Origin of the sequence: Collinsella sp. MSK.8.10, assembly GCF_019041915.1 — a bacterium.
Classification (GTDB): domain Bacteria; phylum Actinomycetota; class Coriobacteriia; order Coriobacteriales; family Coriobacteriaceae; genus Collinsella.
In genome coordinates this window covers 126,601-153,332 of sequence record NZ_JAHPYF010000004.1, presented here as the reverse complement: position 1 = coordinate 153,332, position 26,732 = coordinate 126,601, and the positions used below count along the sequence as shown (strand labels likewise).

20 protein-coding genes are annotated in these 26,732 nt (G+C 63.1%); 8 read left to right on the top strand and 12 right to left on the bottom strand.

Translation table 11 applies throughout. From position 1 onward, the window contains the following. Positions 1-56: 56 nt before the first annotated feature. Both KTF55_RS06115 and KTF55_RS06110 read left to right on the top strand, forming a co-directional pair. A complete protein-coding gene (locus KTF55_RS06115) occupies positions 57-3,353 on the top strand; it encodes a 4-alpha-glucanotransferase (protein WP_217108414.1) in 3,297 nt (1,098 codons plus the stop codon). An 88-nt stretch (positions 3,354-3,441) separates the two neighbouring features. Next, positions 3,442-3,678 (top strand): FmdB family zinc ribbon protein, encoded by a 237-nt coding sequence (locus KTF55_RS06110; RefSeq protein ID WP_117797916.1) that lies wholly within the window; start codon positions 3,442-3,444, stop codon positions 3,676-3,678. A 141-nt stretch (positions 3,679-3,819) separates the two neighbouring features. On the opposite strand, the gene KTF55_RS06105 is transcribed toward KTF55_RS06110, so the two are convergent. From KTF55_RS06105 to gltX, 5 genes are all read right to left on the bottom strand, one after another. Next, positions 3,820-5,220 carry an RsmB/NOP family class I SAM-dependent RNA methyltransferase gene (locus KTF55_RS06105; protein ID WP_217108415.1) on the bottom strand — a complete coding sequence of 467 codons (1,401 nt, stop codon included), beginning with the start codon at positions 5,218-5,220 and terminating at the stop codon, positions 3,820-3,822. Continuing rightward, positions 5,217-6,137, bottom strand: a complete 921-nt coding sequence (gene fmt, locus KTF55_RS06100; protein ID WP_217108416.1) for a methionyl-tRNA formyltransferase — start codon at positions 6,135-6,137, stop codon at positions 5,217-5,219. The genes KTF55_RS06105 and fmt overlap by 4 nt, the downstream gene beginning before the upstream one ends. 321 nt (positions 6,138-6,458) lie before the next feature. Continuing rightward, entirely contained in the window at positions 6,459-6,995 is a 537-nt protein-coding gene (def, locus tag KTF55_RS06095; protein ID WP_117767144.1) for a peptide deformylase, read from the bottom strand. Between the two features lie 18 nt (positions 6,996-7,013). Further along, complete coding sequence (gene priA / locus KTF55_RS06090) at positions 7,014-9,467, bottom strand: primosomal protein N' (protein WP_217108417.1); 2,454 nt, start codon at positions 9,465-9,467, stop codon at positions 7,014-7,016. Between the two features lie 139 nt (positions 9,468-9,606). After that, positions 9,607-11,082, bottom strand: a complete 1,476-nt coding sequence (gene gltX, locus KTF55_RS06085; protein ID WP_217108418.1) for a glutamate--tRNA ligase — start codon at positions 11,080-11,082, stop codon at positions 9,607-9,609. Between the two features lie 221 nt (positions 11,083-11,303). Here gltX and metK point away from each other — a divergent pair, with 221 nt between their 5' ends. From metK to KTF55_RS06055, 6 genes are all read left to right on the top strand, one after another. Next, positions 11,304-12,584 (top strand): methionine adenosyltransferase, encoded by a 1,281-nt coding sequence (gene metK / locus KTF55_RS06080; RefSeq protein ID WP_217108419.1) that lies wholly within the window; start codon positions 11,304-11,306, stop codon positions 12,582-12,584. Positions 12,585-12,930: 346 nt separating this feature from the next. Continuing rightward, a complete protein-coding gene (gene sdaAA / locus KTF55_RS06075; protein ID WP_217108420.1) occupies positions 12,931-14,538 on the top strand; it encodes an L-serine ammonia-lyase, iron-sulfur-dependent, subunit alpha in 1,608 nt (535 codons plus the stop codon). A gap of 149 nt (positions 14,539-14,687) precedes the next feature. Continuing rightward, on the top strand, positions 14,688-16,403 hold the full coding sequence (locus tag KTF55_RS06070) for a L,D-transpeptidase (protein ID WP_217108421.1): 1,716 nt from the start codon (positions 14,688-14,690) through the stop codon (positions 16,401-16,403). A 132-nt stretch (positions 16,404-16,535) separates the two neighbouring features. Further along, on the top strand, positions 16,536-17,969 hold the full coding sequence (locus tag KTF55_RS06065) for an efflux RND transporter periplasmic adaptor subunit (protein ID WP_217108422.1): 1,434 nt from the start codon (positions 16,536-16,538) through the stop codon (positions 17,967-17,969). Then, positions 17,969-18,742 carry an ABC transporter ATP-binding protein gene (locus KTF55_RS06060; protein WP_217108423.1) on the top strand — a complete coding sequence of 258 codons (774 nt, stop codon included), beginning with the start codon at positions 17,969-17,971 and terminating at the stop codon, positions 18,740-18,742. The genes KTF55_RS06065 and KTF55_RS06060 overlap by 1 nt, the downstream gene beginning before the upstream one ends. Continuing rightward, on the top strand, positions 18,739-19,953 hold the full coding sequence (locus KTF55_RS06055; protein ID WP_217108424.1) for an ABC transporter permease: 1,215 nt from the start codon (positions 18,739-18,741) through the stop codon (positions 19,951-19,953). The genes KTF55_RS06060 and KTF55_RS06055 overlap by 4 nt, the downstream gene beginning before the upstream one ends. Before the next feature lie 211 nt (positions 19,954-20,164). On the opposite strand, the gene cobK is transcribed toward KTF55_RS06055, so the two are convergent. Genes cobK through KTF55_RS06020 form a run of 7 tightly spaced genes read right to left on the bottom strand, consistent with a single transcriptional unit; the run spans position 20,165 to position 26,731 of the window. Further along, on the bottom strand, positions 20,165-20,938 hold the full coding sequence (cobK, locus tag KTF55_RS06050; RefSeq protein ID WP_217108425.1) for a precorrin-6A reductase: 774 nt from the start codon (positions 20,936-20,938) through the stop codon (positions 20,165-20,167). After that, on the bottom strand, positions 20,935-21,576 hold the full coding sequence (locus tag KTF55_RS06045; RefSeq protein WP_015538672.1) for a precorrin-8X methylmutase: 642 nt from the start codon (positions 21,574-21,576) through the stop codon (positions 20,935-20,937). Before KTF55_RS06045 ends, cobK begins: the two co-directional genes overlap by 4 nt. After that, complete coding sequence (locus KTF55_RS06040) at positions 21,577-22,092, bottom strand: cob(I)yrinic acid a,c-diamide adenosyltransferase (protein ID WP_217108426.1); 516 nt, start codon at positions 22,090-22,092, stop codon at positions 21,577-21,579. Then, the gene (locus KTF55_RS06035; RefSeq protein WP_226790730.1) at positions 22,089-23,588 is read right to left on the bottom strand and encodes a cobyric acid synthase; all 1,500 of its coding nucleotides are present in this window, start codon (positions 23,586-23,588) and stop codon (positions 22,089-22,091) included. Before KTF55_RS06035 ends, KTF55_RS06040 begins: the two co-directional genes overlap by 4 nt. Further along, a complete protein-coding gene (locus tag KTF55_RS06030) occupies positions 23,581-24,804 on the bottom strand; it encodes a histidinol-phosphate transaminase (protein ID WP_217108428.1) in 1,224 nt (407 codons plus the stop codon). The genes KTF55_RS06035 and KTF55_RS06030 overlap by 8 nt, the downstream gene beginning before the upstream one ends. Beyond that, entirely contained in the window at positions 24,801-25,775 is a 975-nt protein-coding gene (cbiB, locus tag KTF55_RS06025) for an adenosylcobinamide-phosphate synthase CbiB (RefSeq protein WP_217108429.1), read from the bottom strand. The genes KTF55_RS06030 and cbiB overlap by 4 nt, the downstream gene beginning before the upstream one ends. Further along, positions 25,775-26,731, bottom strand: a complete 957-nt coding sequence (locus KTF55_RS06020) for a histidine phosphatase family protein (RefSeq protein WP_371814744.1) — start codon at positions 26,729-26,731, stop codon at positions 25,775-25,777. Before KTF55_RS06020 ends, cbiB begins: the two co-directional genes overlap by 1 nt. Between the last annotated feature and the right edge of the window lies 1 nt (position 26,732).

Here is a 26,732-nt window from a genome sequence, read left to right as displayed (position 1 = left end):
CTTGTGCGTAAAGCCCATGACCAGCAGGCCATGATTCTATTGAACTGGACCGTACTATGAGATTGATACACAACAGCCGTCTGCCGCAGTTTCGCACTCCGTTTGGCGCTGTGACCACAGGAACTACCCTTTCGCTCTCCGTGATTCTAGAGGATGCCGATCCCAACCAAGCAACGCTTACGCTGCGTACCTGGGTTGACGAGATCGGTGAGTCTCGGTATCCCATGACGCACGAGGGCGACGGCATATTTACTGTAGAGCTTAAGTGCACCGAGCCCTGTCTTATCTGGTACAGCTTTATCTGCAATATCGAGGGCCAGCCCGAGGTTCGTCTGGGAGCACCGCAGGGCCGTACCGGCGGCGAGGGCGTAACCTACGACTACGCCGAGGTCCCGTCCTTCCAGATTACCGTCTACAAGCACCGCGAGAACCGTCCCGCTTGGTACGAGCAGGGCATGGTCTACCAGATCTTCCCCGATCGCTACGCCCGCGACGAGCACTGGCGCGAGCGCACGCTGGCCGAGGTCGAAAAACCACGCAACGGAATCCAGCGCCGCATGGTCGAGGACTGGAACGAGCCGCCCGTGTACGAGCGCGCCGAAGACGGCTCCATCAAAACCTGGGACTTCTACGGCGGGTCGCTCAAGGGCATCCAGGAAGACCTGCCTCGCATCGCCGAGCTGGGCTTTACAGCCATCTACCTCAACCCCATTTTTGAAGCCGCGAGCAACCACCGCTACGACACGGCCGACTACACCAAGATCGACCCGATCCTGGGCACCGAGCAGGACTTTACCGAGCTGTGCCAGGCGGCCGAGAAGCTGGGCATCTCCATCATTCTGGATGGCGTCTTCAACCACACGGGCGATGACTCGATCTATTTCAACCGCTACGGCAACTACCCCGGCGTGGGCGCGTGGCAGAGCGAGGATTCTCCATGGCGCGATGCGTTTTATTTCCACGAGGACGGCTCATACGACTGCTGGTGGGGCGTGGGCAATATGCCCGCCATCAATGAGAGCTCTGAGCTGGTACGCGAGCGGCTCCTGGGCAAGGACGGCGTGATCCGTAAATGGCTACGTGCCGGCGCTCATGGCTGGCGCCTAGACGTGGCCGACGAGCTTTCCGATGACTTCCTGGCCGAGATCAAAAAGGCCGTGCTCGCCGAGAAGCCTGATGCACTGTTGCTCGGCGAAGTCTGGGAAGACGCCTCCAACAAGATCAGCTACGGCCATCTGCGCCGCTATCTGCAAGGCTCCGAGCTGGACTCGGCCATGGATTATCCCTTCCGCGACATGGTCATCGGCTTTTTGATGGGCTACAAGAACGCCTACCAGGCAGCCGAGGATATCGAAACCCTGCGCGAGAACTATCCCCGTGAGGCCCTGTCCTGCGCACTTAATCTGCTTTCGAGCCACGACCGTCCGCGCATTATCTCGGTGCTCGGCGGCGGCCCCGATGAGTCGCAGCTGCCCGAGTGCGAGCGCAGCAAATGGCGTCTGGACGAGAACTCGATGGGCCTGGCCAAGAGCCGTTTTTGGCTCGCAACGCTCATGCAGATGACGTTCCCCGGTGTGCCATCGATTTACTATGGCGACGAGTACGGCCTTGAGGGCCTTACCGATCCGGGTAACCGCCGCACCCTGCCGACCAAGGACCAACTGCACGACTTCGACACGCTGGCTATTGTCAAAAACGCCTCCGCCGTACGCCGCGCACTGCCGTTTATGATCGACGGCGAGATCAAGGCCTTCGCGCTCAACGACGAGGTGCTGGCATACAACCGCACGGGCAAGGATGGCGAGGCCGCTACGGTTATCATCAACCGGAGCCTGCGCAATTCACACCGCGTGACGATTCCGGCGCTCGACGAATGTGCGAGCGATGTGATTAGCGGTCACGAGTGCGAGATTCACAATGGCACCGTCACGCTCGACCTGTATCCGCTGGGATCGTCGATCATCTATCACCACGCCGAGCAGCGTCTGCAGGAGCCGCTCGATTACGGTGCGGGCGTTGTGTGCCATATCACATCGGTGCCGACCGACGACGGTAAGCCCGGCACGATCGGCGCGCCCACGCGTCGTTTTATCGACCATATGGCCGCTATGGGCATGCGCTACTGGCAGGTCCTGCCTGTCAACCCGACGGACTTCTTTCGCTCCCCTTACGCCGGTCCTTCGGCCTTTGCAGGCAATATCGACCTGCTGCCCGAAAGCCACAAGGAGCTAGCCGCCGACTTTGAGACCTGGAAGGCCCACGGCGGCGAGGATGCCGATCCGCTGTACACCGCGTTTAAACATCGCAATGCCGATTGGCTCGAGAAGTACTGCGTCTATATGGCCGTCAAAAAGTACTTTGAGGGCGAATCGCGCCACGATTGGCCGGCAGATGTTGCGCGCTACAACGAGCACTTGATTGACGACAAGCGTTTCCACGACGAGGCCGAGCTTCAGGCGTACATGCAGTACCGCTTTGACCTGGCTTGGTGCGAGCTTATGAACTATGCGCACAAGAAGGGCATCGAGGTCATCGGCGATATTCCTATGTACGTGTCCGACGATTCGGCAGATGCGTGGAGCGAACCCGAGAACTTCTGGCTGTCCGATACCGGTAAGGCAATCGAGATCTCCGGTGCGCCGCCCGACAACTTTGCGCCCGAGGGCCAGGTGTGGGGCAACCCGACGTTCCGCTGGGACCACATGAAGCAGAACGGCTACCGCTGGTGGATGGATCGCCTACGTCGTGCGTTCTCGCTCTACGACCGCGTGCGCCTGGATCACTTCCTGGGCTTCCACAGCTACTTTAGCATTCCCGCAGGTAAGGCCTGCGCCGACGGGCGTTGGCTGGCAGGCCCGGGCAAGGACCTTTTCCAGACCGCCTATGACGAGTTGGGGCCGCTCAACTTTATTGCCGAGGACCTGGGCTACCTGACGCCCGGCGTTCGCGCCATGGCTTCGACCTGCGGCTTTCCCGGCATGGACGTGCTGGAGTTTAGCGACTACGACGTCCGCAACGGCGTGCACCCCACGCCGGGCAAGATCCTGTACACCTCGACGCACGATACGTCGACATTGGCCGGTTGGAGCACGCGTTCCTTTGCGGGCGGCGATGAACCAAGCGGTGTTGAGGTGGCGGCCAAGCTGATGAGCGACGCGCTGGCAAGCGACGCTCCCCTGGTGATGATGCCGCTGCAGGATGTCCTGGGGCTGGGCGACGACGCGCGCATGAACGTACCGGGCGTGGCCACGGGCAACTGGACCTGGCAGGCTGACGAGGCCGACGTTGCGGCCGCTGAGGGCAAAACCGCACAGCTCCTGCGCAACACGCATAGATTCTGGGACGAAGCGTGATAAAACGCCCGATATAGGGTACAGTTACAGACGTTTGAATTTTTGCGGGCAGAGTAATCTGCCCGCTTTGTGCTGAAAAGGAAGTATTATGGCGCGCTACGATTACAAGTGCACGAGCTGCGGCAACGTGTTTGAGGTTGAGCATCCCATGTCCGAGACCCCCGAGGTCGTGTGCCCCAACTGCGGCGCTCCGGCCGCCAAGACGTTCTCGGCCAGCGGTATTAAATTTGAGGGCAGCGGCTTCTACAACACCGACCAGCGAAGCGGCGGCTCCAGCACAAGCGCCACGAGCGGTTGCTGCGCCAACTGCCCGCACAGCCACTAGAAACCAAACAGCCCCGCGACCGACACCAATCGCGGGGCTGATTCTTTAACTACCCAGGCATCTCTATGAGTTGCGGTGAAACAAGGACTGTTTGGTGGGTGGATGCCGCTATTCAATCCCTATTTCACCGCAACTTAGTAGTTACTTGCGGACTAGTCTGGCGCAGAAGTGGCCGTCGTAGGAGTCGGCGTTTACCGGCACGCTTTGGAAAAGTCCTCGGTCGTTTTGGCGGACGGAGACGAGCTTCTTGGCCTGATCGAACTCGGGGAGTTGCAGAATCTGTGCCTCGGAAAACGGCGCCACGGTAAAGCCGGCGCCCTCGGGAGAAGCCAGGAAGGCATCCACGACCTGCGTGTTCTCCTCGTCGAAAACCGAGCACGTCGCATAGATGAGCTCGCCGCCGGCAGCCACGCGCGCAGCAGCCTCTTTGAGCATCGTAAGCTGCAGTTTGGGCAGCTCAACCGTCACATCTTTTTCGGTCAGGCGCCACGGTATCTCAGGATGACGGCGCATGGTTCCGGTGCCAGAGCACGGCGCATCGATAAAGACCGTGTCGAACTTAACCGGCTCGCCAAGCATGGCATCAAACGATGTGAGCACCTCATTAAGCTCGCAGGCATCACCCGAAACCGTGCGAACGCCCTGAATACCGGCCTTATGCAGACGAGCGAGATTCAGATCGCACTTGCGATCATGCAGATCGAGCGCCGTATGCTGACGCTCATAGCCCGCACGCTTGGCCTGGCACATCATCACATAGGTCTTGGTGCCACGGCCGGCACCAATCTCAAGGCAGCTACCAGGGCGCGTGGCAGCTGTGGCGATAAGCTGGGCGTTAAGGTCCGAGGCCACGGCAGCAGCACGCTCAAATACGCCCGACGCAACCGTAACCTGAGCATCGACCGGAGCATGACAGCCAGGGAACACAGGCGCCACAAGCTGCGATAGGTACGGATCAGGTTTGGTTGCAAAGGCGTTCTCGTGCAAAGCGAGCGGCGCGGGCGCCAGATTGCCGGCGAAGCCGAGCGCACCCTCTGGAGTATCAAACGACGCCATAATGCGAGCGCATAGCCAGCGCGGAAGACCCATCAGGCGCGACAGACGAACCAAGCGTCGCTCAGACTCATCCACATCGGACGCAGTAGCAAAGTCCTCAACATTGTCCGCAACCTTGTGCAGCACCGCGTTTGCCAGGCCCGCAGCAGACTTAGCACCACTGCGCACCAGCTCAACACCCTGGCTCACGGCAACGCGGCCCGGCGTATGCAGGTAGAGCATCTCGAAGGCCGAGATACGAAGCGCCATGCGAACGCGCGGCGCAACCTTTTTGGGTTTATCGAGAAACTGATCGAGCAGCTCGTCCAAAATACCCTGCGTGGCGGCCACGCCCAGCGCCAAGCGGGCGGCAAAAGCGGAATCGCGCTGGTCAATAGCCTTGGCCGATGCGCGAGAGGACAGCACGTCGCGCGCATACATGCCGCGGCGATCGGCCTCCATCAGTACATCGAGCGCAAGCTTGCGCGCGGGAGACAGCTTGCTCATGATAAAACACCCCACGAAAGATCGGCGCACTGCAGGCCGGCGGCCCAGGCAGAAGCGGCCATAGCACGCTTGCCATCAGGCTTAACCTCGAGCAACTCAACCGAGCCATCGGAAAGGCCAAGGTAAACACGCTTAGCCTGAACGAGAACCTGACCCTCGCCAAGCGACACATCAGCCGCCGCAGCATCGAGCACACGCACAGTCTTGCCGGCAATCACGCAACGGGCAGGCGCGGTATCGGACGAAGCAAGCACATGGCGCACGCAATCAAGCGCCGCCATCTGCGGATCCAGACGCATCTCCTGCTTGGAGATCTTGGCAGCATGAGTGACGAGCGACTCATCCTGCTCAGTCCAAACAGCCGAGCCATCGGAAAGCGAGGGAAGCATATCGGCAAGCAATTTGCCGCCAAGTTCAGCAAGCTCCATGGTCAGCGCCTCAGCATGCTTACCGGCAACCGACGTGGAAGCCTGAGCACAATAAGCACCAGTATCCACGCCATGTCCAATGCGCATAATGGAAACGCCGGCAACCTCATCACCAGCGAGAATCGCACGCTGAATGGGAGCAGCGCCACGCCAACGAGGCAGTAGCGAAGCATGAACATTCACAATACCAAGCGGCGCCATATGCAGCACCTCATCGGGCAAAATGCAACCATAGGCTGCCACACAGAAAATATCAGCCTGGGCAGCCTGGAGCGCCTCAACAACCTCGGGCGTCATACGATTAGCCTCAATGACCGGCAACCCCAGCTCCAGTGCCTTAGCCTTAACAGGAGACGGCCCTAGCTTCTTACCACGACCACGAACAGCATCAGGACGAGTAACAACAAGCGCAATCTCATTCCCAGCCTCAACAAGCGAAGTCAGCGAAGGCACAGCAAAATCAGGCGTACCCATAAACACAATACGCATAAAAGTTAGTCTCCTCTCAATAACGAGCCGAGACGGCTACAAAAAAGCGTTCTTGGTCGCAAGCGCGCCCAGCCGCAAGAATAGTTCAACTGAAACAAATATACCCAAAAACAAAGAAAGAGCCGCATAAAAGCAGCCCTCCCAACAAAGCACCTATCAGCGAAGACGCCCCTCCCTGGCCAGACGGCACCCGGGCGAGACAAGCAGCGTCAACGTAGTCCCCGGGGCGCCCGCCTATATCGTCCCGCGCGCAGTTTCGCAGCGCAGCGAGAATGTTTGAGCACGGGATGATATAGGCGGGCACCCCGGGGACGGACAAAACTACTCCGTCTCGCCCGGTCGAGCGCCGCGGGCCAGGGCGTCCTGGTACTCCTTGACCGCCTTGAGCCTCTGCATCGGCTTCAGTCGCTCGAACATGGTGTTGCCGTGCAGGTGATCGATCTCGTGCTGCAGACACACGCAGAACAGGTCGCCCGAAGCCTCATAGCGAATCAGGTTTGCGTCCAAGTCGTACGCCTCGACGACGACATGGTCGGGACGCTCGATCTCGCAGCTAATGCCAGGGATGGACAGGCAGCCCTCGCTAAACGGCACCAGATGGTCGCTCTGCTCAACAATGACAGGGTTGATGAGCACGTACGGGTCGTAGTCGTTCTTGTCGCTGTAGTCGCAGTCGATGGTGACGAGCTGAATAAGCTCGCCGATCTGCGGAGCAGCCAGGCCGCAACCGCCGTTGTCGAACATCATCTTCTTCATCTTCTCGGCAAGCGCCTCGATCGCCGGGGTGATCTCCTCGATCACGGCGCACTCCTGACGCAGGCGGGGGTCGGGCGACAGTACGATTCCGTTGGCTTCCATGGCCATCCTTTCGGGTTGTTACATCAAATCATAGGCATCGACGTCAACGCTCACGCTCACGCCGCGCACAGAGCCCACCTCTTTGAGGCAGGCGTCGACATCATCAGAGACATGGTACCCCACAGGCGACTTCACAAGCAGATGGAAGCGGTAACGGTCCTTGGCTCTCTCGATTACACACGAAGCCGGGCCCAGCACCTGGGGCACGGCGCTCCCCGCCCGCAAAAAGTCGGGCGCGGCGGCATGCCAGCGGCGCTTAAGAAGCTTTGCAATGCGCCCAATGTAGTCCTGCGCGTCGTCTCGGTTTGCCGACCACACCAAGATGTTGACCAGGCGAACAAACGGCGGGTACAGCGCGTCGCGGCGCTGGTCCAGATCGTAGTCGGTAAAGATCGAACGGTCGTGCTCAGCGACGGCACGAATGACCGGATCCTCGGGCAGGTAGGTCTGGATGATCACCTCACCGGGAAGATCGCCGCGACCGGCACGGCCCGCCACCTGTTCCAGCAGATCGTAGGCACGCTCCCCTGCGCGGAAGTCCGGCAGCTTGAGGGCGAAGTCGGCATTGACCACGCCCACGAGCGTGACCTCGGGAAAGTCGAGACCCTTGGCGATCATTTGGGTGCCCAGCAACACGGCGCAATCGGCCGCATCGAACTGCTCTAGCAGCTTTTTGTGCGCATCCTTGCCGCGCGTGGAATCGGCATCCATGCGGATGATGGCGACGTCCTCGGGCAGCATCTGGTGCAGCGCGTCCTCGATCTGCTGCGTGCCCAGACCCATTTTTGCAAGGTAGCGACTACCACATTTGGGGCAACGACTCGTGGGCGCGGGATACGGCTGCACGCGCCAGGAGGATCCGCATGTGTGACATTGCAGCGTGTGCGTGCGCTCGTGATACGTAAGGGCGGTGGAGCAGTGGTTGCAGGTGGGGACGCAGCCGCACTCGCGGCACATCAGGAACGGCGCAAAGCCGCGGCGGTTATGCAGCAGCACGGCCTTCTCGCGCCGCTCTACAACGCGCTCCAGGCCTTCCATCAGCGGTTTAGAGAACATTGAGCGGCTGCCGTGCGAAAACTCGCGGCGCAGGTCGGCAATGCGAACCGTGGGCAGGACCGCGTGCCCCGGGCGTTCGGGCATCTCGACGCGCGTCCAGGTGGCGCCGCCGTACGTGCCGCGGCGGCAGCGGTCGAGGGCCTCGGCCGAGGGCGTTGCGGAGCCCAGCACGAGTGGGCAGCGATAGCGCCGCGCCATCTCGGCCGCCACCTCGCGCGCGTGGTAGCGCGGACTGGAGCCCTGCTTGTAACTGGTCTCGTGCTCCTCGTCGATGATGATGAGGCCCAAGTCGCTGAGCGGGCAAAAGAGCGCCGAGCGAGCGCCGACGACCACGCGGGCCGCACCGCTGGCAACCATATCCCACTGGTCCAGGCGCTCGCCGGCCGAAAGCCGCGAATGGAACACGGCGACCGTCTCGCCAAAGCGCGAGCGGAAGCGGCCGACGGTCTGGGCTGTCAGCGATATCTCGGGCACCAGTACGCAGGCTGAGCGGCCGGCCGCGAGCACGCGCTCGATAGCGGAAAGGTAGACCTCGGTTTTGCCGGATCCAGTGACGCCATCGACTAGGACCACGTCGCCGTGAGCGTCAAGGCGTGCGCGCTCAATCTGCGCGAGGGCCTGTCGCTGACCGTTGGTGAGTGCCATCGGGGCCTTGCCGCTCGCCGAGGACAGCGTGGTCTGCTCGCTGCAGCCACGCCAGGCACGGCGCTCCTCCACCACCACGACGCCGCGTTTTTCGAGAGCCTTGATGGTCGCCGACATACTGTTATAGAGAAGGTTGAGGTCGCGCGTCGTGACAGGACCACACTGGAGCGCCTCGATGAGTTGGCGCTGGCGGACCGCGGTCTTGGGCGGCGTATAGTCGAAGCCCTCGGGCGTGAGCATGACCCAGCGGTTTTGGATAGGCTTGACGGCGGGACGTTCAACCGTCCACACACCGTCGTCGCCCTTGACCACACGGGGGCCGCCACCCGGAGGCAAGAACAGGCGCAGGCACTCGGAAAGCGTCGCGACATACTCGCGGCTCATCCAACGTGCGATGCGGGCGGCTTCGGCGGTAAAGAGCGGTTTGCTGAGGATGGCCTCGATGGGCTTGATGCGCACGGGGTCGAGGGCGTTGTTGCCCGGCAGATCGCCCAAATCAGGCGCAATGTCAACGACATAGCCCGCGGCGGCACGGTTACCAAAGTGGACCAGGACCGTGGATCCGATCTGGACCTCGTTGGCAAGGGACTCGGGGATGCCGTAAGCAAACGGTTCCGACAGCGCACGGGTGGGGATGTCGAGGACCACGCTCGCGTAGGCGGCAGGGGGCTCGGGCGCAGGCTTAGACTGAGCCGAGGCAGCGGCAGGCTTGGGCTTCACCGGAGCTTCCTCCGGTTCCGGCGAACCAAACAGCGACAGTTGTTGAGCCATACACCACCTCTAACGAACGGACCTGAAAGGGGTGGGACAAACTCTACTGATTATTTTGTCCCAGCAACCCACTCATCGGTACAGAAACAAGAGCCCCGCTCGGGGGAACGGGGCTCGGATACATGCGTTTACGCGTCTACTATAGCGCCATCGTGCGGGCGCGGTCGATGCGTGCCAGGCAGTCGTCGCGGCCGACGAGCGCCATGGTCTCGCCCAGCGGGGGGCTCACCATGTTGCCGCAGACGGCGACGCGCACGGCCTGGAACACCACGCGCTTCTTGAGGTCCATCTGCTCGGGCAGCGGCTCAAGCGCAGCGTCGATGGCCTCGGCGGTCCACTCGTCCACGCCCTCGAGCGCGGCCTTGGCGACATCCAGAATGGCACCCATGCCTTCCTTGGCCAGGCCCTTGTTGACGGATTTCTCATCATACTCGAGCGTCTCGGCCGTAGCGAAGATGGGGGCGGCAACGGTCACGGCGTCGGCCGGCATCTTGGTGCGCGGCTTGACGATGGCGGCAAGCGCGTCAATCCAGTCCTCGCCGTACTCGACGTTGCCCTCGATGAGACCCGCCTCGTGCAGCTCGGGGACCATGATCTCGTCGGCAAACTGAGCATCGGACATGCCGTTGATGTACTCGGCGTTGACCCAATCGAGCTTCTTGGGGTCGAAGGTCGCCGGGTTCTTGGAGATGCGGTCGAGCGAGAACTTGCTGGCCAGGACATCGCGCGGGATGATCGTGGTCTCGCCGTCGAGCGACCAGCCGAGCAGCGCCAGATAGTTGACAAAGGCATCGGACAGGTAACCGGCGTCGCGGTATTCCTCCACCGAGGTTGCACCGTGGCGCTTGGAAAGCTTTTTGCCGTCGGCACCCAAGATCATGGAGATGTGGGCGAACGTGGGCACGGGCGCGCCGAGGGCCTCGTAGACCATGACCTGGCGCGGGGTGTTGGAGAGGTGGTCGTCGCCGCGGATGACGTGGGTGATCTTCATCATGGCGTCGTCGACGACGGTCGCGAAGTTGTACGTGGGCGTGCCGTCGGAGCGGAAGATGACAAAGTCATCGAGCTCCTTGGCGTCGAAGGTTACCTCGCCGTGGACAGCGTCGTGGATGACGACGTCACCGCGGTCCTCGGGCACCTTGATGCGCAGGACGTAGGGCTCGCCGGCCTCGATGCGGCGGCGGGCCTCCTCGGGATCAAGATCACGGCAACGGCGCTGATAGCCCTGGAAGGGGTCCTTGCGCTCCTGCGCGGCCTTGCGATCGGCGTCGAGCTGCTCCTTGGTGCAGAAGCAGGGATAGGCCTTGCCCTCGTCCCAAAGCTTCTGGGCGGCCTGCTTGTACAGGTCCAGGCGCTCGGTCTGGGCGTAGGGGCCAAAGTCGCCGCCCACCTCGGGACCCTCGTCCCAGTCCAGGCCCAGCCAACGCATGGCGCGCAGGATGATCTGCGTGTTCTCGTCGGTGGAGCGGGTGGGGTCGGTGTCGTCGATGCGCAGGATGAACGTGCCGCCGTTAGCACGGGCGAAAGCCCAGTTATAGATAGCGGTGCGGGCGCCGCCGATGTGCAGCTTGCCCGTCGGTGAGGGTGCAAAGCGGACGCGAACGTCTGATGCCATGGAAATCTCCTCGATTGCAGGATGGATGTCTAACCTCATCAGTATAAAGCATCAAAGCAACCTCCGCACAAAGGGCACCGACCCACTCATTTAAGTCTGTCCCCAATGAGTAGGTGCGGAAAGGGTGTGAATGTTTGATTTACGCGCTATGATGTGCCCTTGCATAGAGAGCCCGGCGGAATGGTAACGGTCGCCGGGACACGTTTTTTGAAAGGACAATCATGTCAGAAGAACTTCGTTCCATCCCACCCCAACACGGGTCCTTTGTTTTTACGTCGGAGTCGGTGACCGAAGGTCATCCCGATAAGATCGCTGACCAGATCAGTGACGCCGTCCTCGACGCAATCCTCGCCAAAGAAATAGAGCTCCAGGAGCAGGGCTACATCGCCCCCAACGGCGTGCCTGCCAACGTGGAGAACGTCCGCTGCGCCTGCGAGACCCTCGTGACCACCGGCACCGTCATCGTCGCCGGCGAGATTCGCACCCAGGCCTACGTCGACGTACAGGAAATCGCCCGCGGCGTTATCCGCCGCATTGGCTACAACCGCGCCAAGTTTGGCTTTGACTGCGACACCTGCGGCGTCATGAGCCTCATCCACGAGCAGTCGCCCGATATCGCCCAGGGCGTCGACGAGTCCTTCGAGACCCAGACCGGCGCTACCACCGACCCGATCGACCTGATCGGTGCCGGCGACCAGGGCATGATGTTCGGTTACGCCTCCAACGAGACCAAGACCCTCATGCCCATGCCGCACTACCTGGCAAGCCGCCTGGCCGAGCGCCTGTCCGCTGTGCGCCACGACGGCACCCTGGCCTACCTGCGCCCCGACGGCAAGACCCAGGTCACCGTGCGCTACGAGGAAGGCAAGCCCGTCGAGGTCACGACCATCGTCATCTCCACGCAGCACGCCGCCGAGATCGAAGACATGGGCAAGATCAAGGCTGACCTCATCGAGCACGTCATCACCCCGGTCATGGCCGCCGAGAACATGCCGTGGGACAACGCGGACATCTACGTGAACCCCACCGGTCGCTTTGTCGTGGGCGGCCCCATGGGCGACACGGGCCTCACCGGCCGCAAGATCATCGTCGACACCTACGGCGGCTACGGCCGTCACGGCGGTGGCGCCTTTAGCGGCAAGGACTGCACCAAGGTCGACCGTTCCGCCGCGTATGCCGCGCGCTGGGTCGCCAAGAACGTGGTCGCCGCCGGTCTGGCCGACCGCTGCGAAGTCGAGCTTGCCTACGCCATCGGCGTTTCCAAGCCCCTCTCAATCATGGTCGACACCTTCGGTACCGCACATGTTGCCGAGGACAAGATCGTTGAAGCCGTAGAGAAGACCTTCGACCTGCGCCCGGGCGCAATCATCCGCGACCTAGACCTGCGTCGCCCCATCTACGAAAAGACGGCAGCCTACGGTCACTTCGGCCGCGAAGACGCCGACTTCACCTGGGAAAAACCCGACCGAGTCGAAGAACTCAAAGCAGCCTGCGGCCTGTAATTGGGAACCACCAAGGTCACAACTCGCACGCGCTTTCAAAAGAAGTACCGCCCCCAAGCGGTACTTCTTTTTTTATTAATCCGGTAGTGAAGATGTTTCGATATGAGCCTACGCTGCGTCACTAGCTAATGAATTTTGCAGCACGGGCACTCCAACCATGTATCCTAAGTTCCGAGGGCTTTAGTATTTGGTCGATCGCGAGTTCCGCACGAGCCGGAGGCCACTTAATGTGGCCTCCGTGCGAGCAGGACTGTCCGAGCAGGCGACCAAATACTAAAGCCCTCGGAACGGCGGGACAAAGTATGCCCCGCCCCTCGGGACGACGAGACAAGGCAAAGGAGCAGCCATGGCAGGCAAGCCGCAAACACTAGCTACGACCTCGGCATTCGAGATCTTGGGCCCCGTCATGGTCGGCCCCAGTTCATCGCACACCGCCGGCGCCCTGCGCTGCGCCCAAGTTGCCGCCAGCCTGCTGGAAGGCCGCATCACCAAGGTTACCTTTGGTCTGTGGAACTCCTTCGCCCACACCTACCGCGGCCACGGCACCGACCGTGCGCTCGTCGCGGGCATTCTGGGCCTCGACACCGATGACGAGAACATCAAGCAGGCCTTCGACCTCGCACGCGAGCAGGGCCTCGACTATCACTTTGAAATTAAGGGCGACGACGCCTCCATCCACCCCAACACCGTCGACATCGACATGGTTGACGCCACGGGCGCCGCGGCGCAGGTCCGTGGCGAGAGCCTGGGCGGCGGCAAGATGCGCATCAGCCGCATCAACGGCGTCGGCGTCGACATCTCGGGCATGTATTCCACGCTCTTCGTGGCGCACCAGGACGTCCCCGGCGTGCTCGCAGCGCTCACCAACCTGCTCGCCTACGCCCATGTGAACATCGCCTTCTGCCGCACCTACCGCACCGAAGTGGGCGGCCAGGCCTACTCCGTCTTTGAGACCGACGGCGCGCCCGACGACACCGTTATCCCCATGCTACGCAAGCTCGACAATGTCGATTACGCGACCTTTATCGAGCTCCCCGGTTCGGCCTCGTCGCTCTCCCCAGGCGTCTCGGCCAAGGAGATCTTCGACGACGGCGAGCAGCTGCTCGATGCGTGCGAGGAACTGGGGCTCAACATCGGCGCCGTCATGGCCGTACGCGAGGCACGTCTGACCGGCGAGGCACACGCCATCGCCGCCATGCGCCGCGTACTCGACGTCATGCGCGAAGAGACCACAGCCACCATCGTCAATCCGCAGCGCTCGCTCGGCGGCCTCATCGGCGGCGAGGCAAAGCTCGTCGATGCCACCGGCCGAAACGATCTGAGCACAAGCCTGATGGGCGCCGTCCAGACCGACGCCGTGGCCCGCGCCATGGCCGTGCTCGAGCGCTCAGCCACGATGGGTGTGATCGTCGCTGCCCCCACGGCAGGCTCCGCAGGCGTCGTACCCGGCTGCGTGCTGGCGCTCGCCGACCACCTGCAGCTCGACGACGAGCAGGTCATGGACGCGCTCTACTGCGCCGCCGCCATCGGCCTCAACCTCACCACAAGCGCCTGCGTTGCCGGCGCCGAGGGCGGCTGCCAGGCCGAGGTCGGAAGTGCGGCCGCCATGGCTGCCGCCGCGCTGGTGCAGATGCTTGGCGGCACGCCCGAGCAGGCGCTCGACGCCAGTTCCATCGCGCTGAGCAATCTGCTGGGCCTCGTTTGCGACCCCGTCGGTGGCCTCGTGGAGGTGCCCTGCCAAAACCGCAACGCCATCGGCGTAGCAGCGGCCTTTAGCTCGGCACAACTCGCCCTCGCCGGCATTAAGAGCCTGGTGCCGTTTGACCAGATGGCACATGTCATGCTCTCGGTGGGCCACGCGTTGCCGGCCACACTGCGCGAGACGGCAAAGGGCGGCATCGCGCAGGCTCCGGCCGCACTTTCGGTCTGTGCAAAATGCGGCGTGTGCGGATAACGGCAAAGAATGACTCAAAGGTGGGACAAATGTCCCACCTCTTTTGAATGCCACCGTTTCCATACCACAAACAACTGGGTAATCGCTATAATGCAAGCCCAGTAAAAACACGATGAGCCACGAGGCGAAATTCGAAGGATATGCATACGATGTCGCAAAACGATCGAACTCAACTGATTCCCGATCCGCAGCAGCCGAGCAGGCACACCGGCGGCGTTCAGTCGCCGCGTCCTATCGCGCCGAGCCACGGTCAACAGCGTGGTGCGACAAACACATCGCAACGCCCGAACCAGCAACGTCAGCAGCGCCAGGCAAACGGCAATGCGCCCAAGCAGCCCCCCACGCACGCTCGAGGCGATCGCGGCCCCGCACGCAAACCCGTCGAGAACAATAAGTCGGGCAAAAAGACGACGCTCTTTGTCGTCCTGGGTCTTATCGTCATTGTCTATATCGTAGGCGTCGTAGCGTTTTCGCAGGTAGCCTACCCCAACACCACCATCGCCGGCGTCGACGTCTCGTTCTCCAACGCTTCGTCTGCCGCCACCAAGGTCAACTCGGCATGGAAGCACTATAAGCTCACCGTGACAGGCGATGACTTTAGCTGGACCTATCAGCCCGAGTCCGATGAGCCCATCGTCGACGGCGAAGCTGCCGCAAAAGATATTATCAGCCACAACGAAGCCTTTGTATGGCCGGTCCGCCTTGCGGAATCCTTAAGCGGCAAGACCAAAACAACCGCTAGCTCCAACGAAGTCGATCTTGAACAAGACGTCGACCTGTCCATGCTCTCCGACACCTTTGACCAAAAGCAGTTTGAGAAGGATTTGGGCGCCGCCATCGACGAGTTTAACGAGGGCCGTTCGGGCGCGTTCGAGGCCAATAGCTCCTATGACGAGCAGGCCGGCAAGTTTACCGTCGAGAAGGCGCGCTCCAACGAAAAACTCAACCGCGAGCATGTCATTAAGTATGCCGAGCTCGAGCTTGCCTCGCTGGCCGAGACCGTAGATCTTTCCAAGCTCGGCAACGATGCCTATGAGCCGCTCAATGGAACGCTGACCGATGATCAGATTCAGGCTGCATGCGATGCCGCCAACAACTTCCTGGGCGTCAACGTGACCCTCAAGCTCAACGGCGAGGATGCCGGCAAGGTTGATGGCAGCTCCGTGTTGCAGTGGATCAGCTTTGCCGATCCCGCCAACCCCACGCTCGATACGTCGCAGATCAGCAGCTGGGCAGCCGAGCTCGCCAACGGCTTCAATACCGTGGGCTCCACTCGCTGGTGGACGCGCGCCGATGGCAAGCAGTGCGCCGTCGAAGGCGGCGACTTTGGTTGGTCCATCGACAGCAGCTCGCTCGCAAAGCAGGTCGAGGATGCCATTAACAACAAGCAGACCGGCGAAATCGAGATCAAATACTCCCAGAAAGCCGACACCTTTACCGCAAAGGGAGAGCCCGACTGGAAGGCATACGTCGATGTCGATCTGTCCGAGCAGCACGCGCGCTACTATGACGAGAACGGTAATATCGTTTGGGAGGCCAACTTTATTTCTGGCAAGCCGGGAGAGGACGCCACCCCCGAGGGCGTATGGCAGATCAACAGCAACAATGGCGCCAGCAAGCTTATCGGTGCCAAGGACCCCGAGACCGGCAAGCCCAAATACGAGAGCCCGGTCAGCTATTGGATGCCGTTCGAGGGCAATATGGTCGGATTCCACGACGCCACCTGGCAAAACGATTCGAGTTTCGATAACGCCGAATCGTACAAGTGGTGCGGCAGCCACGGTTGCATCAACCTGCGCCTGGCCGATGCAAAGGCACTTCACGACTGCATCAAAGTCGGCCTGTGCGTGGTTGTCCACTCGTAGTGCAACGCGCGCATTCCCACAACGTGGAGCTGCTGCGACCAATCTAACAGTTCCGAAAGAATCCGCCATATGCGCCCGCCTTACGCGACGGGCGCATATACTTATTGAGGAACTTTCTATAAAGGAGACGCTATGCCGAATGTCCCCACCATCACCCCAGGCCCGGATGATGCCGAGTACACGCCCGAAGGTGCCACCGAAACGATTCCTCTGATTAAAAACGTACATGCCGACAAGCAGAGCGAACGCACGAACGATACGGCCGAGATTTCCGATGAAGAAGCCTATGCAAAGCTCAAGGCAAAGCGTGCCGAGCGTCGGCGCAAAAAGCTCATCCGACGCGGTATTGCCGCCGGCGTCGTGGGTGCCATCGCGCTCATTGCCATTGTCGCAACCCTGGTTATCAATGCGCGGCCACAGGGCGCTAGCGGGCCTGTGACCGACATGGTGACCGAGGGCACGTTTAGCACAACGGTCGAGGCGAAAGGCCAGCTCAAACCCATTTCATCCTCAGTGGTCTCCCCTTCTGTCGACGGCACGGTCGATTCGATCAACGTGCAGGCAGGCCAATCCGTCAGCGAGGGCGACGTGCTTATGACCATTAAAAACGACGAGCTCGATCGCAACGTTGCCGAGGCGCAGCGTGCAGTTGCAGCCGCCCAGGAAGACCTCACCAACGCGCAGAAAGCCGCCGCTGTCGCGCAGGCCACCCCAACGACGGACGTCGATGGAGCTTCCGCAGCGGCTGGCGTCTCCGCTGCATCAGTGGACACGAACGCCGTATCGGCCGCGCAGCGCAGCCTCGCTTCGGCCCAGGCAAACCTAGACCAGGCGAACGCCAAGGCCGCCAGTCGCACGGTCACGGCCCCGAGCTCGGGTAGCATCGTGGAGCTCAACGCCAAGGTGGGCGCCACGGTAACAGGCGGCATGATCATGGGCGAAAGCGATACGAGCGGCGGCAAGCAGTGCATGCAGATCGCCGACCTATCCAAGATGAAGGTGACCGTGCAGGTGGGCGAAAAGGACATCGCCAAGATCGCCGTTGGGCAGAGCGCCAACGTCACGTATCCCGCGTTTCCCGATATCGTGAGCCAGGGCACCGTCACGGCTATCGCGTCGGTGGCAAACTCCGACGCCGCCAACGGCGGCGGCAGCGTGACCTTTAACGTCGACATCCTCATCGAGGCGCCCGACGCGCGCCTGAAGCCGGGCATGACGGCCGAGGTATCGGTGGTGACCGAGCAGCTCGACGACGTGGTGATGGTGCCGACGATGGCGCTCATGACCGAAGACGGCGAACACTATTACGTCAACGTGGCAACCGATGACGAAGGCAAGGAAACGCGCCGCGTCAAGGTGACCGTCGTGACGCAAAACGACAACGAAGCCGTAGTCGGCAAGACACAGGTCAAGCGCGACGACCAGGGCAACGAGATCAACCCCAACGTAACGGTTACCAAGCTGCGCGATGGCGACACGCTCGTCATGGACACCGGAGCGGACGCAACGGCTGACGGCGGCTACAGCGCGGATTCGGGCAGTATGTCTGCCGATGAGGACATGTAATGCGTCCCGTTATCGACATCCGCAACGTGCACCGCATCTTTGAGAGCGAGGCGGGTTGCGCCCACATCCTGCACAACGTGAGCCTGGCGGTAAATCCCGGCGAATTCGTCGCTATCACTGGCCCCTCGGGCTCGGGCAAATCAACGCTCATGAACATCCTAGGCTGCCTGGATAAGCCGACGGCGGGCGACTACTACCTGCAAGGGCTCAACGTGGCCGAGCTTGACGATGACGAGCTCACCGAAGTCCGCGGCCTGAGCATTGGCTTTGTCTTTCAGAGCTTCAACCTGCTGCCGCGCCTGTCGGTTATCGAAAACGTCATGCTGCCGCTGGCCTACACCAATGTGCCCCGTAGCCAGCGCGAAATGCGCGCCGTGCACGCGCTGCAGGCCGTCACGCTGCCGGTCGACCACTGGGACCACCGCATATCAGAGCTCTCGGGCGGACAGATGCAGCGCGTCGCAATCGCGCGAGCCCTCGTCAATGACCCGCCCATCATTCTGGCCGACGAGCCGACGGGAAACCTGGACTCCGCAACCGGAGTGCTCGTCATGGAAACATTCCACAAGCTTCAGGAGCGCGGCAAGACCATCGTGCTCATCACACACGACCCCGGCATCACCGCCGAAGCCGACCGCGCCGTGACCATCCGCGACGGCCGCATCCATGACGGCGCGTATATTCCACATGCACCGAAGACCCTACGCAGCGCCGTAGATAGCCTGCCCATGATTTCCGCCTCCGCCAACCCGCCGAAAGGAGTGGTGGCATGAGCGCCCGCGATCTCATCCAGGAAGCCCTTCACTCGCTCGAGGCCAACAAGGGCCGCAGCCTGCTCACCATCCTGGGCATCGTCATTGGCATCGCCTCGGTTATCGCCATGACTTCGCTCATCGGCGGCATCCAAAACAGTTTGGTCAACAGCCTGGGCCTCAATGCGGCACGCATGGTGCAAATCTATTCGTCGCAAGAACTCACCGAGTCGGACATCGAGAAGCTTCAAAAACTGGTGCCGCAGATAGAGCAGATCGGCATTGTCGACAGCGCGTATACCGAGTACAAGACCGGCGATAAAAGCTATACCGTCATGGCACAGGGTGTCGATAGCGACATGCTCGACGCCGTGGGGGCCAGCAAGCTCGTTGCGGGGCGAACCTATTCCCAGGCCGAGTCCCAATCAGGCTCGCGCGTGGCGCTCATCAGCCGCGGCGGCGCCGATCAGCTTTACGGCAACGAACAGGATGCGCTGGGGAAAACCATCAAGGTGTCCAACGGCGAGGTGCAGATTGTAGGCGTGATTGATGGCGGCAGCGACTCCATGGGCTCGCTCACGCTGTATATGCCACGCGAAACCATCTCCGGGCTGTTTGGCGACGAGAACCCTTCATTCCCCAGCGTGACGGCACTTGCCGCCGAGGGCACGGACATGGATGAGCTCTGCAAGACTATCGAGTCCAAGGTGCGCGCGATGAAGGGCATCGCGGAGGATGATGAGTACGACAGTGTATCGGCGACCTCCATGAAAAGCGCCATCGATGCACTCAACTCCTTTATGGGCGCGTTCTCGCTTATCATGGGTGCTGTCGCCAGCATCTCGCTGCTTGTCGGCGGTATCGGCATTATGAATATGATGCTCACCAACGTGACCGAGCGCATCCGCGAGATCGGTATTCGCCGTGCCCTGGGCGCCAGTCGTCGCGATATCACCGCGCAGTTTTTGGCCGAGTCCTCGGCACTGTGCGTCACCGGTGGCCTGCTGGGTGTCCTGATTGGCTATCTGCTGGCCTGGGGCCTCGCGATGTTTGCCGCAGGATCAGGGGTTCTCAGCGAGCTCGGTGCCAGCGGGCAAATCACGCCGAGCTTTTCAATCGCCACGGTACTGCTGGCCTTCGGCGTCTCCGTCGGCATCGGCGTAATCTTTGGCTTCTACCCCGCTCGCCGCGCGGCAAAGCTCGACCCGGTGGAGTGCCTTCGCTACCAGTAAGCCACCACCAAAAAGTTGCGGTGAATTAGGGACTGGATATGCTATCTAGCAGCAAAAAAAGACACTATTTCACCGCAACTTATTGAAGGGCTGCTTACGCCAGTTCCGGGCGTCGTCCTCGAGCTTTTGGCGGATGACGGTCTTGTACGGTTCGAGCTTGCTCGAGGCGCTCCTCCTCGCGGGCGGGAGTGCGCGCAGGCGCGGCGAGCGCCTAGCGTGCGAACTCCCGTAAGAGCGCGTCTTCCACTTCCCGAAGCGAAAGAGCCCCGCCTCCCTCGGCGGGACGGGCGACCACAATACAGCGCGCTCCCACGTCGCGCGCGGAGGCGATCTTCTCGGCCGTGCCGCCTACGGTTCCCGAGTCCTTGGTCACAAGCCACTGGGCGCCCACCTGCCGAAGCATCGCCTCGTTGAGCTCGCGGGTGAAGGGCCCCTGCATGCCGATGACGTGCGACGGCGAAAACCCCGCGTCGATGCACTTCGTTATAGCACCGGGCAGCGGGAGCACACGCACGAAGAAGCGCTCCGCGAAATCGGCGACGCGCGTGTAGGGAGCAAGCTCCTTGCTCCCCGTCGTGAGAAGCGCGCGACCCGGGTTCTCGGAGAGAAAGCGCGCCGCGCAGGCGATCGACGCGACCGACACGACGCCTTTGGGCAGCGCCTCGACCGGGCGCGCAAGGCGCAGGCATCGTGCACCCACGGCGAGCGAAGCGGCTCGGATGTTGCCGCTTGCGAGCGTAGCGAAGGGGTGCGTGGCGTCGACGACGATGCGCGCGCCGGAAAGCTCGCGCTCCATGTCGGCCTCGTTGAGCCTGCCCGCATGTACCTCGATGCCCGGAAGCTCGCCCAAAAGCTCGCCTCCGTACTCGGTTGCCGCGTAGGCATGGGCGGGGATGCCCGCCCCGCTCGCCCATTCGCACAGAAGGCGGCCCTCGGTGGTGCCGGCGAAGATGCGCAGCGCCGGTGCGGATGCGGGCGCCGTCACTTCGGGCCGCCTGGGCGCGTGATCTGGTAGAGAAGCGCGTTCATAATAGCGGCCGCCACGGTCGATCCGCCCTTGCGACCCCTCGCGACGATGGCCGGCACGCGTCGCGCGAGTAGCTCCTCTTTCGCCTCGACCACGTTCACAAACCCGACCGGCACCCCAACGACGAGCGCGGGCGCGATCTTCCCCGCGTCCATGAGCTCGGCGAGGCGCAGAAGTGCTGTGGGAGCGTTACCGACGGCCACGATGAGCGGACCCTCGATGCCGCAAGCTTTGTCCATGCTCGCAACGGCGCGAGTCGTGCCCGCGGCGCGCGCAGCCGCGGCGACATCAGGGTCAGCCATGTAGCACACGGCCTTGCAGCCGAGCTTCGCAAGCGCGGGCTTGCTTATGCCCGCGAGCGCCATGTTCGTGTCGGTGAGCACCGTGGCCCCTGCGCGCAGTGCGTCGAGCGCACAGTGCGCGGCGTCATGGGTGAACACGAGGGAATCGGCGTACGAGAAGTCGGCAGTGGTGTGGATGACGCGCTTCACGACGGGCTCTTCGAGCGGCGGGAACGTGCGGCCGCCGAGCTCTTCGGTGATGATTTCAAAGCTGCGCCGCTCGATGTCGCCGGGCGCCATCTCCTTGGAATCCATCTAGTACTCCACTCCTTCCCGTGCACATATCCCCTGCTCGTAGGGGTGTTTCTCGCACCGCATCTCGGTTATGTAGTCGGCCTTCTCCACGATCTTGCGGGAAGGCGCGCGCCCGGTGAGCGCTACTTCGACGCCGCGCGCGGACATATCGAGCGCGCGGTCCACGAGCGCCTCGTCGACAAGCCCCTTCGAAAGCGCGTCGAGCGCCTCGTCGAGCACGAGCAGCCCCTCCTGCGCGCCCTCGAGCTCGGCGAGCGCAGAAGCGAGGTTCCCATCGTGCAACTCGCGCGTCGCGGCAAGTTCTTCCGACGTCATGGACCAGGTAAACTTGTCCGACGCCTTCCCCGCGAACACGGGCACGCCGAAATGCTCGGAGAGCAGGCGCGCCTCCCCGCTTTCGCCGTCTTTCAGGAACTGCACAACGACGACGCGGCGGCCTGCGGCGAGCATGCGAAGGGCGAGCCCCATCGCCGCCGTGGTCTTGCCTTTGCCGTCGCCATGATACACGTGGATCATACGCCCTCCTCGATAATGCGGTAGACATACTCCATGTCGAGCGCCCCGCGCACGGAGTCGGCCAGGCGGTCGAACTCGCGCGCACGGTGATCGGCCGCGGACACCGCGCCCTCAGCACCCACGACGCTCTCGGGCAGGCCGCGCATGCGCGCAAGCGAGCGCGCGAGGGCGAGTGCCACCCCCGGTTCGTCGAACAGGCCGTGGAGATAGGTTCCGAACACGTTTCCGCAGGCCGCGCCTTCTGGTTTGCCGCCAATCGTGCCCGCAGGGGCGCAGGAGACGGACGTTTCGCCGTCGTGAATCTCGTACCCGCGCGCCGTCATGCCGTTCCACACCGAGAACGCGCCTTGGGCGCCCGTAATGCGCAGCTCCGACTGGGCGAGGCGCTTTTCCTCCTTGAACACCGTACTTGCAGGGATGAGCCCGAGCCCGCGCGCGGTGCCAGCGCCTTCCCTGCCGTGCGGGTCGGAAAGCTCGTCTCCCAAAAGCTGGTAACCTCCGCATATGCCGAGCACCGGCGTGCCCGCGCCCGAAAGAGCGCGTACACAGGCTCCGATGCCGCTAGCCACAAGCCAGCGCGCGTCGTCGAGCGTGGTCTTCGAGCCGGGAAGCACCACCAGGTCGGGTCGGCCCAGATCGGTCGTCGAGGAAACGTAGCGCACGCCCACGCCGGGCACGCGCGAAAGCGGGTCGAAGTCGGTGAAGTTCGACAGATGCGGAAGGCGCACGACGGCGACGTCGATGACGCCGCGCGCCTCGCGGGCAGATAGGCGCGGCGCAAGCGAGTCCTCGTCGTCCAGGTCGAGCGTAAGATACGGCACGACCCCCACGACGGGAACCCCGCACATCTTCTCCAGCGGGGCCAAACCCGGGCGCAGGATTTCCACATCGCCGCGGAACTTGTTCACCACAAGCCCCCGCAAAAGCGCGCGATCCTCGGGCGCAAAGAGCGCGACCGTGCCGTAGAGCTGGGCAAACACCCCGCCTGGGTCGATGTCGCCCACGAGCAGCACGGGGGAGGACACGGCGCGCGCGAGCCCCATGTTGACGATGTCGTTTTCGGAAAGGTTGATTTCGGCGGGGCTGCCGGCGCCCTCGATGACGATGACGTCGTTTTCCTCCGCGAGCGAATCGAACGCCTCCAAAATCTGCGGCATGAGCGCCTTCTTTCGCGCGAAGTAGTCCCTCGCAGCGAAGGCTCCCTGCGCCTTGCCGGCCACGATGAGCTGGCTTCGGTGGTCGCTTTCGGGCTTGAGCAGGATGGGGTTCATGCGCACGTCGGGCGCGATGCCGCACGCCTCGGCCTGCATGATCTGGGCACGCCCCATCTCGAGCCCGTCGGCCGTGACACCGCTGTTGAGCGCCATGTTCTGGCTCTTGAAGGGAGCCACACGCAGGCCGTCCTGCGAAAGCACACGGCACAGCCCCGCCGCAAGCAGGCTCTTCCCCGCGTTCGACATGGTGCCCTGGATCATGATGGGCTTCGCCCTACCCACGGGTATCGACCTCCTTCGCTGAGCCTCGGCCATCCGCGCCCGCCATAGCGCCGCTGCAAGAAGCGCCGCCCCGTTCGTCGGGTTCGGCTTCGCCCGATGCACCTTCCACCCGAAGCGCGCGGCTGAAGGCCATCGCAAGCCGGGCATTCTCCTTGCGCGTGCGCACCGCGACGCGGCACCAGAAACGGGACAGTACCGAAAACGAGTCGCACGTGCGGACCAAAACCCCCTGTTTATACAGGCGCTCGGGGATGTCTTTCGCCGGCGTGCGGACTAAAAGGAAGTTCGCATCCGACGGCACGACGGAAAGCCCGAGCGAGGAGAGCTCGTGGGAAAGCCACGCTCGCTCGCCCGCCAATACATCGCGCGTGCGCGAGACGTATTCGACGTCTTCCAGGGCGGCGATGCCCGCGGCCTCGGCGACCGAGGAGACGGGCCACGCCTGCCCCGCCCGGCGAATCCCCTCGATGAGTTGGGCGTTTCCGCTGATCAGATATCCCAACCGCAACCCCGCCATTCCGTAGAGCTTGGTGAACGCGGAGAGCACGGCCACATGGCGCGAACACGCGGCGCATGCGGCCACGCTCCTTTCGCGGGCGTCGGGCGCAAATCCGAGGAAGCACTCGTCCACGACGAGCAGCGCGCCCACCTGCTCGCAGCGGCAAGCCGCGGCATCGATCACGCTGGGGTCGACGAGGCGCCCCGTCGGGTTGTTCGGATTGCAGAGGTACGCCACGTCTCCCGGCCCCTCGATCGCGCGGGCGAAGGAGGCGGGCACGTCGAAGTCGTCCGCTTCGGAGAGCGGGAACTCCTGCACGCATGCGCCGTAGTACGATGCCGCCTCCGCATATTCAGAGAACGTCGGCGCGCACACGACGATGCGTTTCGGGCGCATCGCCGCGGCGAGCCGCCAGATGATGTCGGACGCGCCCGCGCCGCAGACGATAGTATCTTCGGGAATGCCCTGGGCACGCGCTAGGGCGCGAACGAGGGCGAGGCTTTCCCTATCGGGGTAGGCGTCGATTCGAGAAAGCGCCTTGCAAGCTGCGGCGACGGCGCGCGGCGAGGGGCCTGCCGGATTCACGTTCACCGAGAAGTCAATGAGGTCGGAGGCGCCCCCTTCGCAAGCGATGCCGAGCGATTGCGAGCTGCCCCCATGCGCACGGGCGCGCAGGATTCCCCCCGCAGCCCGGGACGCGGCGTGGTCTTCCCTCATGCCATCGCCCCCACGGCGAGCACGACCGCCGCGCGCGCGGCGCCGAAGACGACGAGCGCGCATACGGACGCGGCGAGCATGAGCCTCGTCGCCCGGGCGATGTCGCCCCACTCGATTTCACGGGACGCGTCGCCTATCGTCGGTTTCTCAACGAGCTTGCCGAAATACACCGCGGGCCCTGCCAGGCGCAGCCCGAGCGCGCCCGCGCACGCTGACTCGGTCTGCGCCGCGTTCGGGCTCGCATGGCGACGCCTGTCGCGGCGCCAGATGCGCGCCGCCCCGCGCGCGTCAAGCCCGACGATCGGGCACATGGCGATCATGAACAGGGCCGATAAGCGCGAGGGAATCCAGTTCACCGCATCGTCGAGGCGCGCCGAGGCGCAGCCGAAGTCGATGTAGCGCTCGTTTTTGTAGCCCACCATGCTGTCGAGCGTGTTCACCGCCTTGTACGCCATGCCCAAGGGCGCACCCCCGATCATAAGGTAGAAAAGCGGCGCGATGACGCCGTCGCTCGCGTTCTCCGCCACCGTTTCCACGGCGGCGCGCGCGACGCCCTGCTCGTCGAGAACAGACGTGTCGCGTCCCACGATGAGCCCGACAGCTTCACGCGCCGCGACAAGGCCGCCCTTCGAGAACGCGCGGGCCACGGCCAGGCTCTGGCGGCGCAGCTCGCATGCTGCGAGAATCTGATAGCTCGCCCATGCCTCGGCCACGAAGCGCAAGCCGGAGTGAACCATTCCGCAAAGGTGTAGGATACCCCAGGTCAAAAGCCCACACGCAAGCGGAAGCGCCACGGCGAGCACAAGCCCTGCGGCACGCGTGCCCGCGGACGTTTGCGGGAATGCGCCCCGCAGGCGGCCTTCGGCCCACGTGATCGCGCGCCCCATGGCGACAACGGGATGGGGAAGCCAGCGCGGGTCGCCGAAGGCAAGGTCGGCCGCGAACCCGGCGGCGACGGCAAAAATCGTCATCACCGGGCATCGCCCCCCGAAGCGGGGCAAACGTCGCGAAGGCAGCGCCCATCCCAGGTGGCGGCCCATGCGCCGCCCGGCTCGGTATGAACGTCGAAGTATCCCATTTTCGGGACAGCTAGCTCGGAGAGTAGCGCTTTCACGGTACCCGCGTGAACGACGAAGACGGCGCGCCCACTCCCCTGGGCGCGTTCCGATTTGCACGCCTCCCGAAACGCCGCGACGACGCGGCGGGTGAAATCGCTCTTGCCCTCGCCATGCGGGCAGCGCGCCTCGCACCAGGAGTCTACCCAGGCGCGGTAGCGCGCATCCTCTTTAAGCTCGGCGGCGCTTCGCCCCTCGAAGTCGCCGAAATCCATCTCGCGCAGACCGGGGCACGCCATAAGCTCAGCGTTCGGGAAGAGGATGCGCGCCGTCTGGTCGGTGCGGGCCATGCCGCTTGTGATAACACGGAACACGTCACGATCGCACGCGAGATCGCGCAAAGCGCGCTCGCCCGCGCTCGACAGGGGCTCGTCGGTGCCCGCCCCGCTGTAGCGATGGTCTTCCGTGCCCGCCGTGGCACCATGGCGCACGAAGACGACTTCCAAAGGCGCGCCCGCGCCCTGCGTCCCTCGAGGCGCATCGGCAAGGTTTCCTTTGATGACCTGGGGAATCCCGCACGTCATGCGCACGACGACGTCGGCGCGCGCAGCGAGCGCGCATCCCAGGCGCCCCGCGCGCTCGCGCCATTGGGCGTCTTCCGCATGCATAGGGACGACCCCAGAGCCGACCAAGGACAGAATCACTGCGTCGAAGCCGATCAGCCGCTCGAGCGCCAGATCAATGTCGAGCGCGCGTACGAGTTCCTCAGCACGGTACGCGACGCGACCGGCAAAAGCCGCGGGCACGCCGCCCTCCGCAAGCTGCGCCGCGTCGACGAAATCGTCCGCCGCGAACCCGAGCTTTTCGCGCACG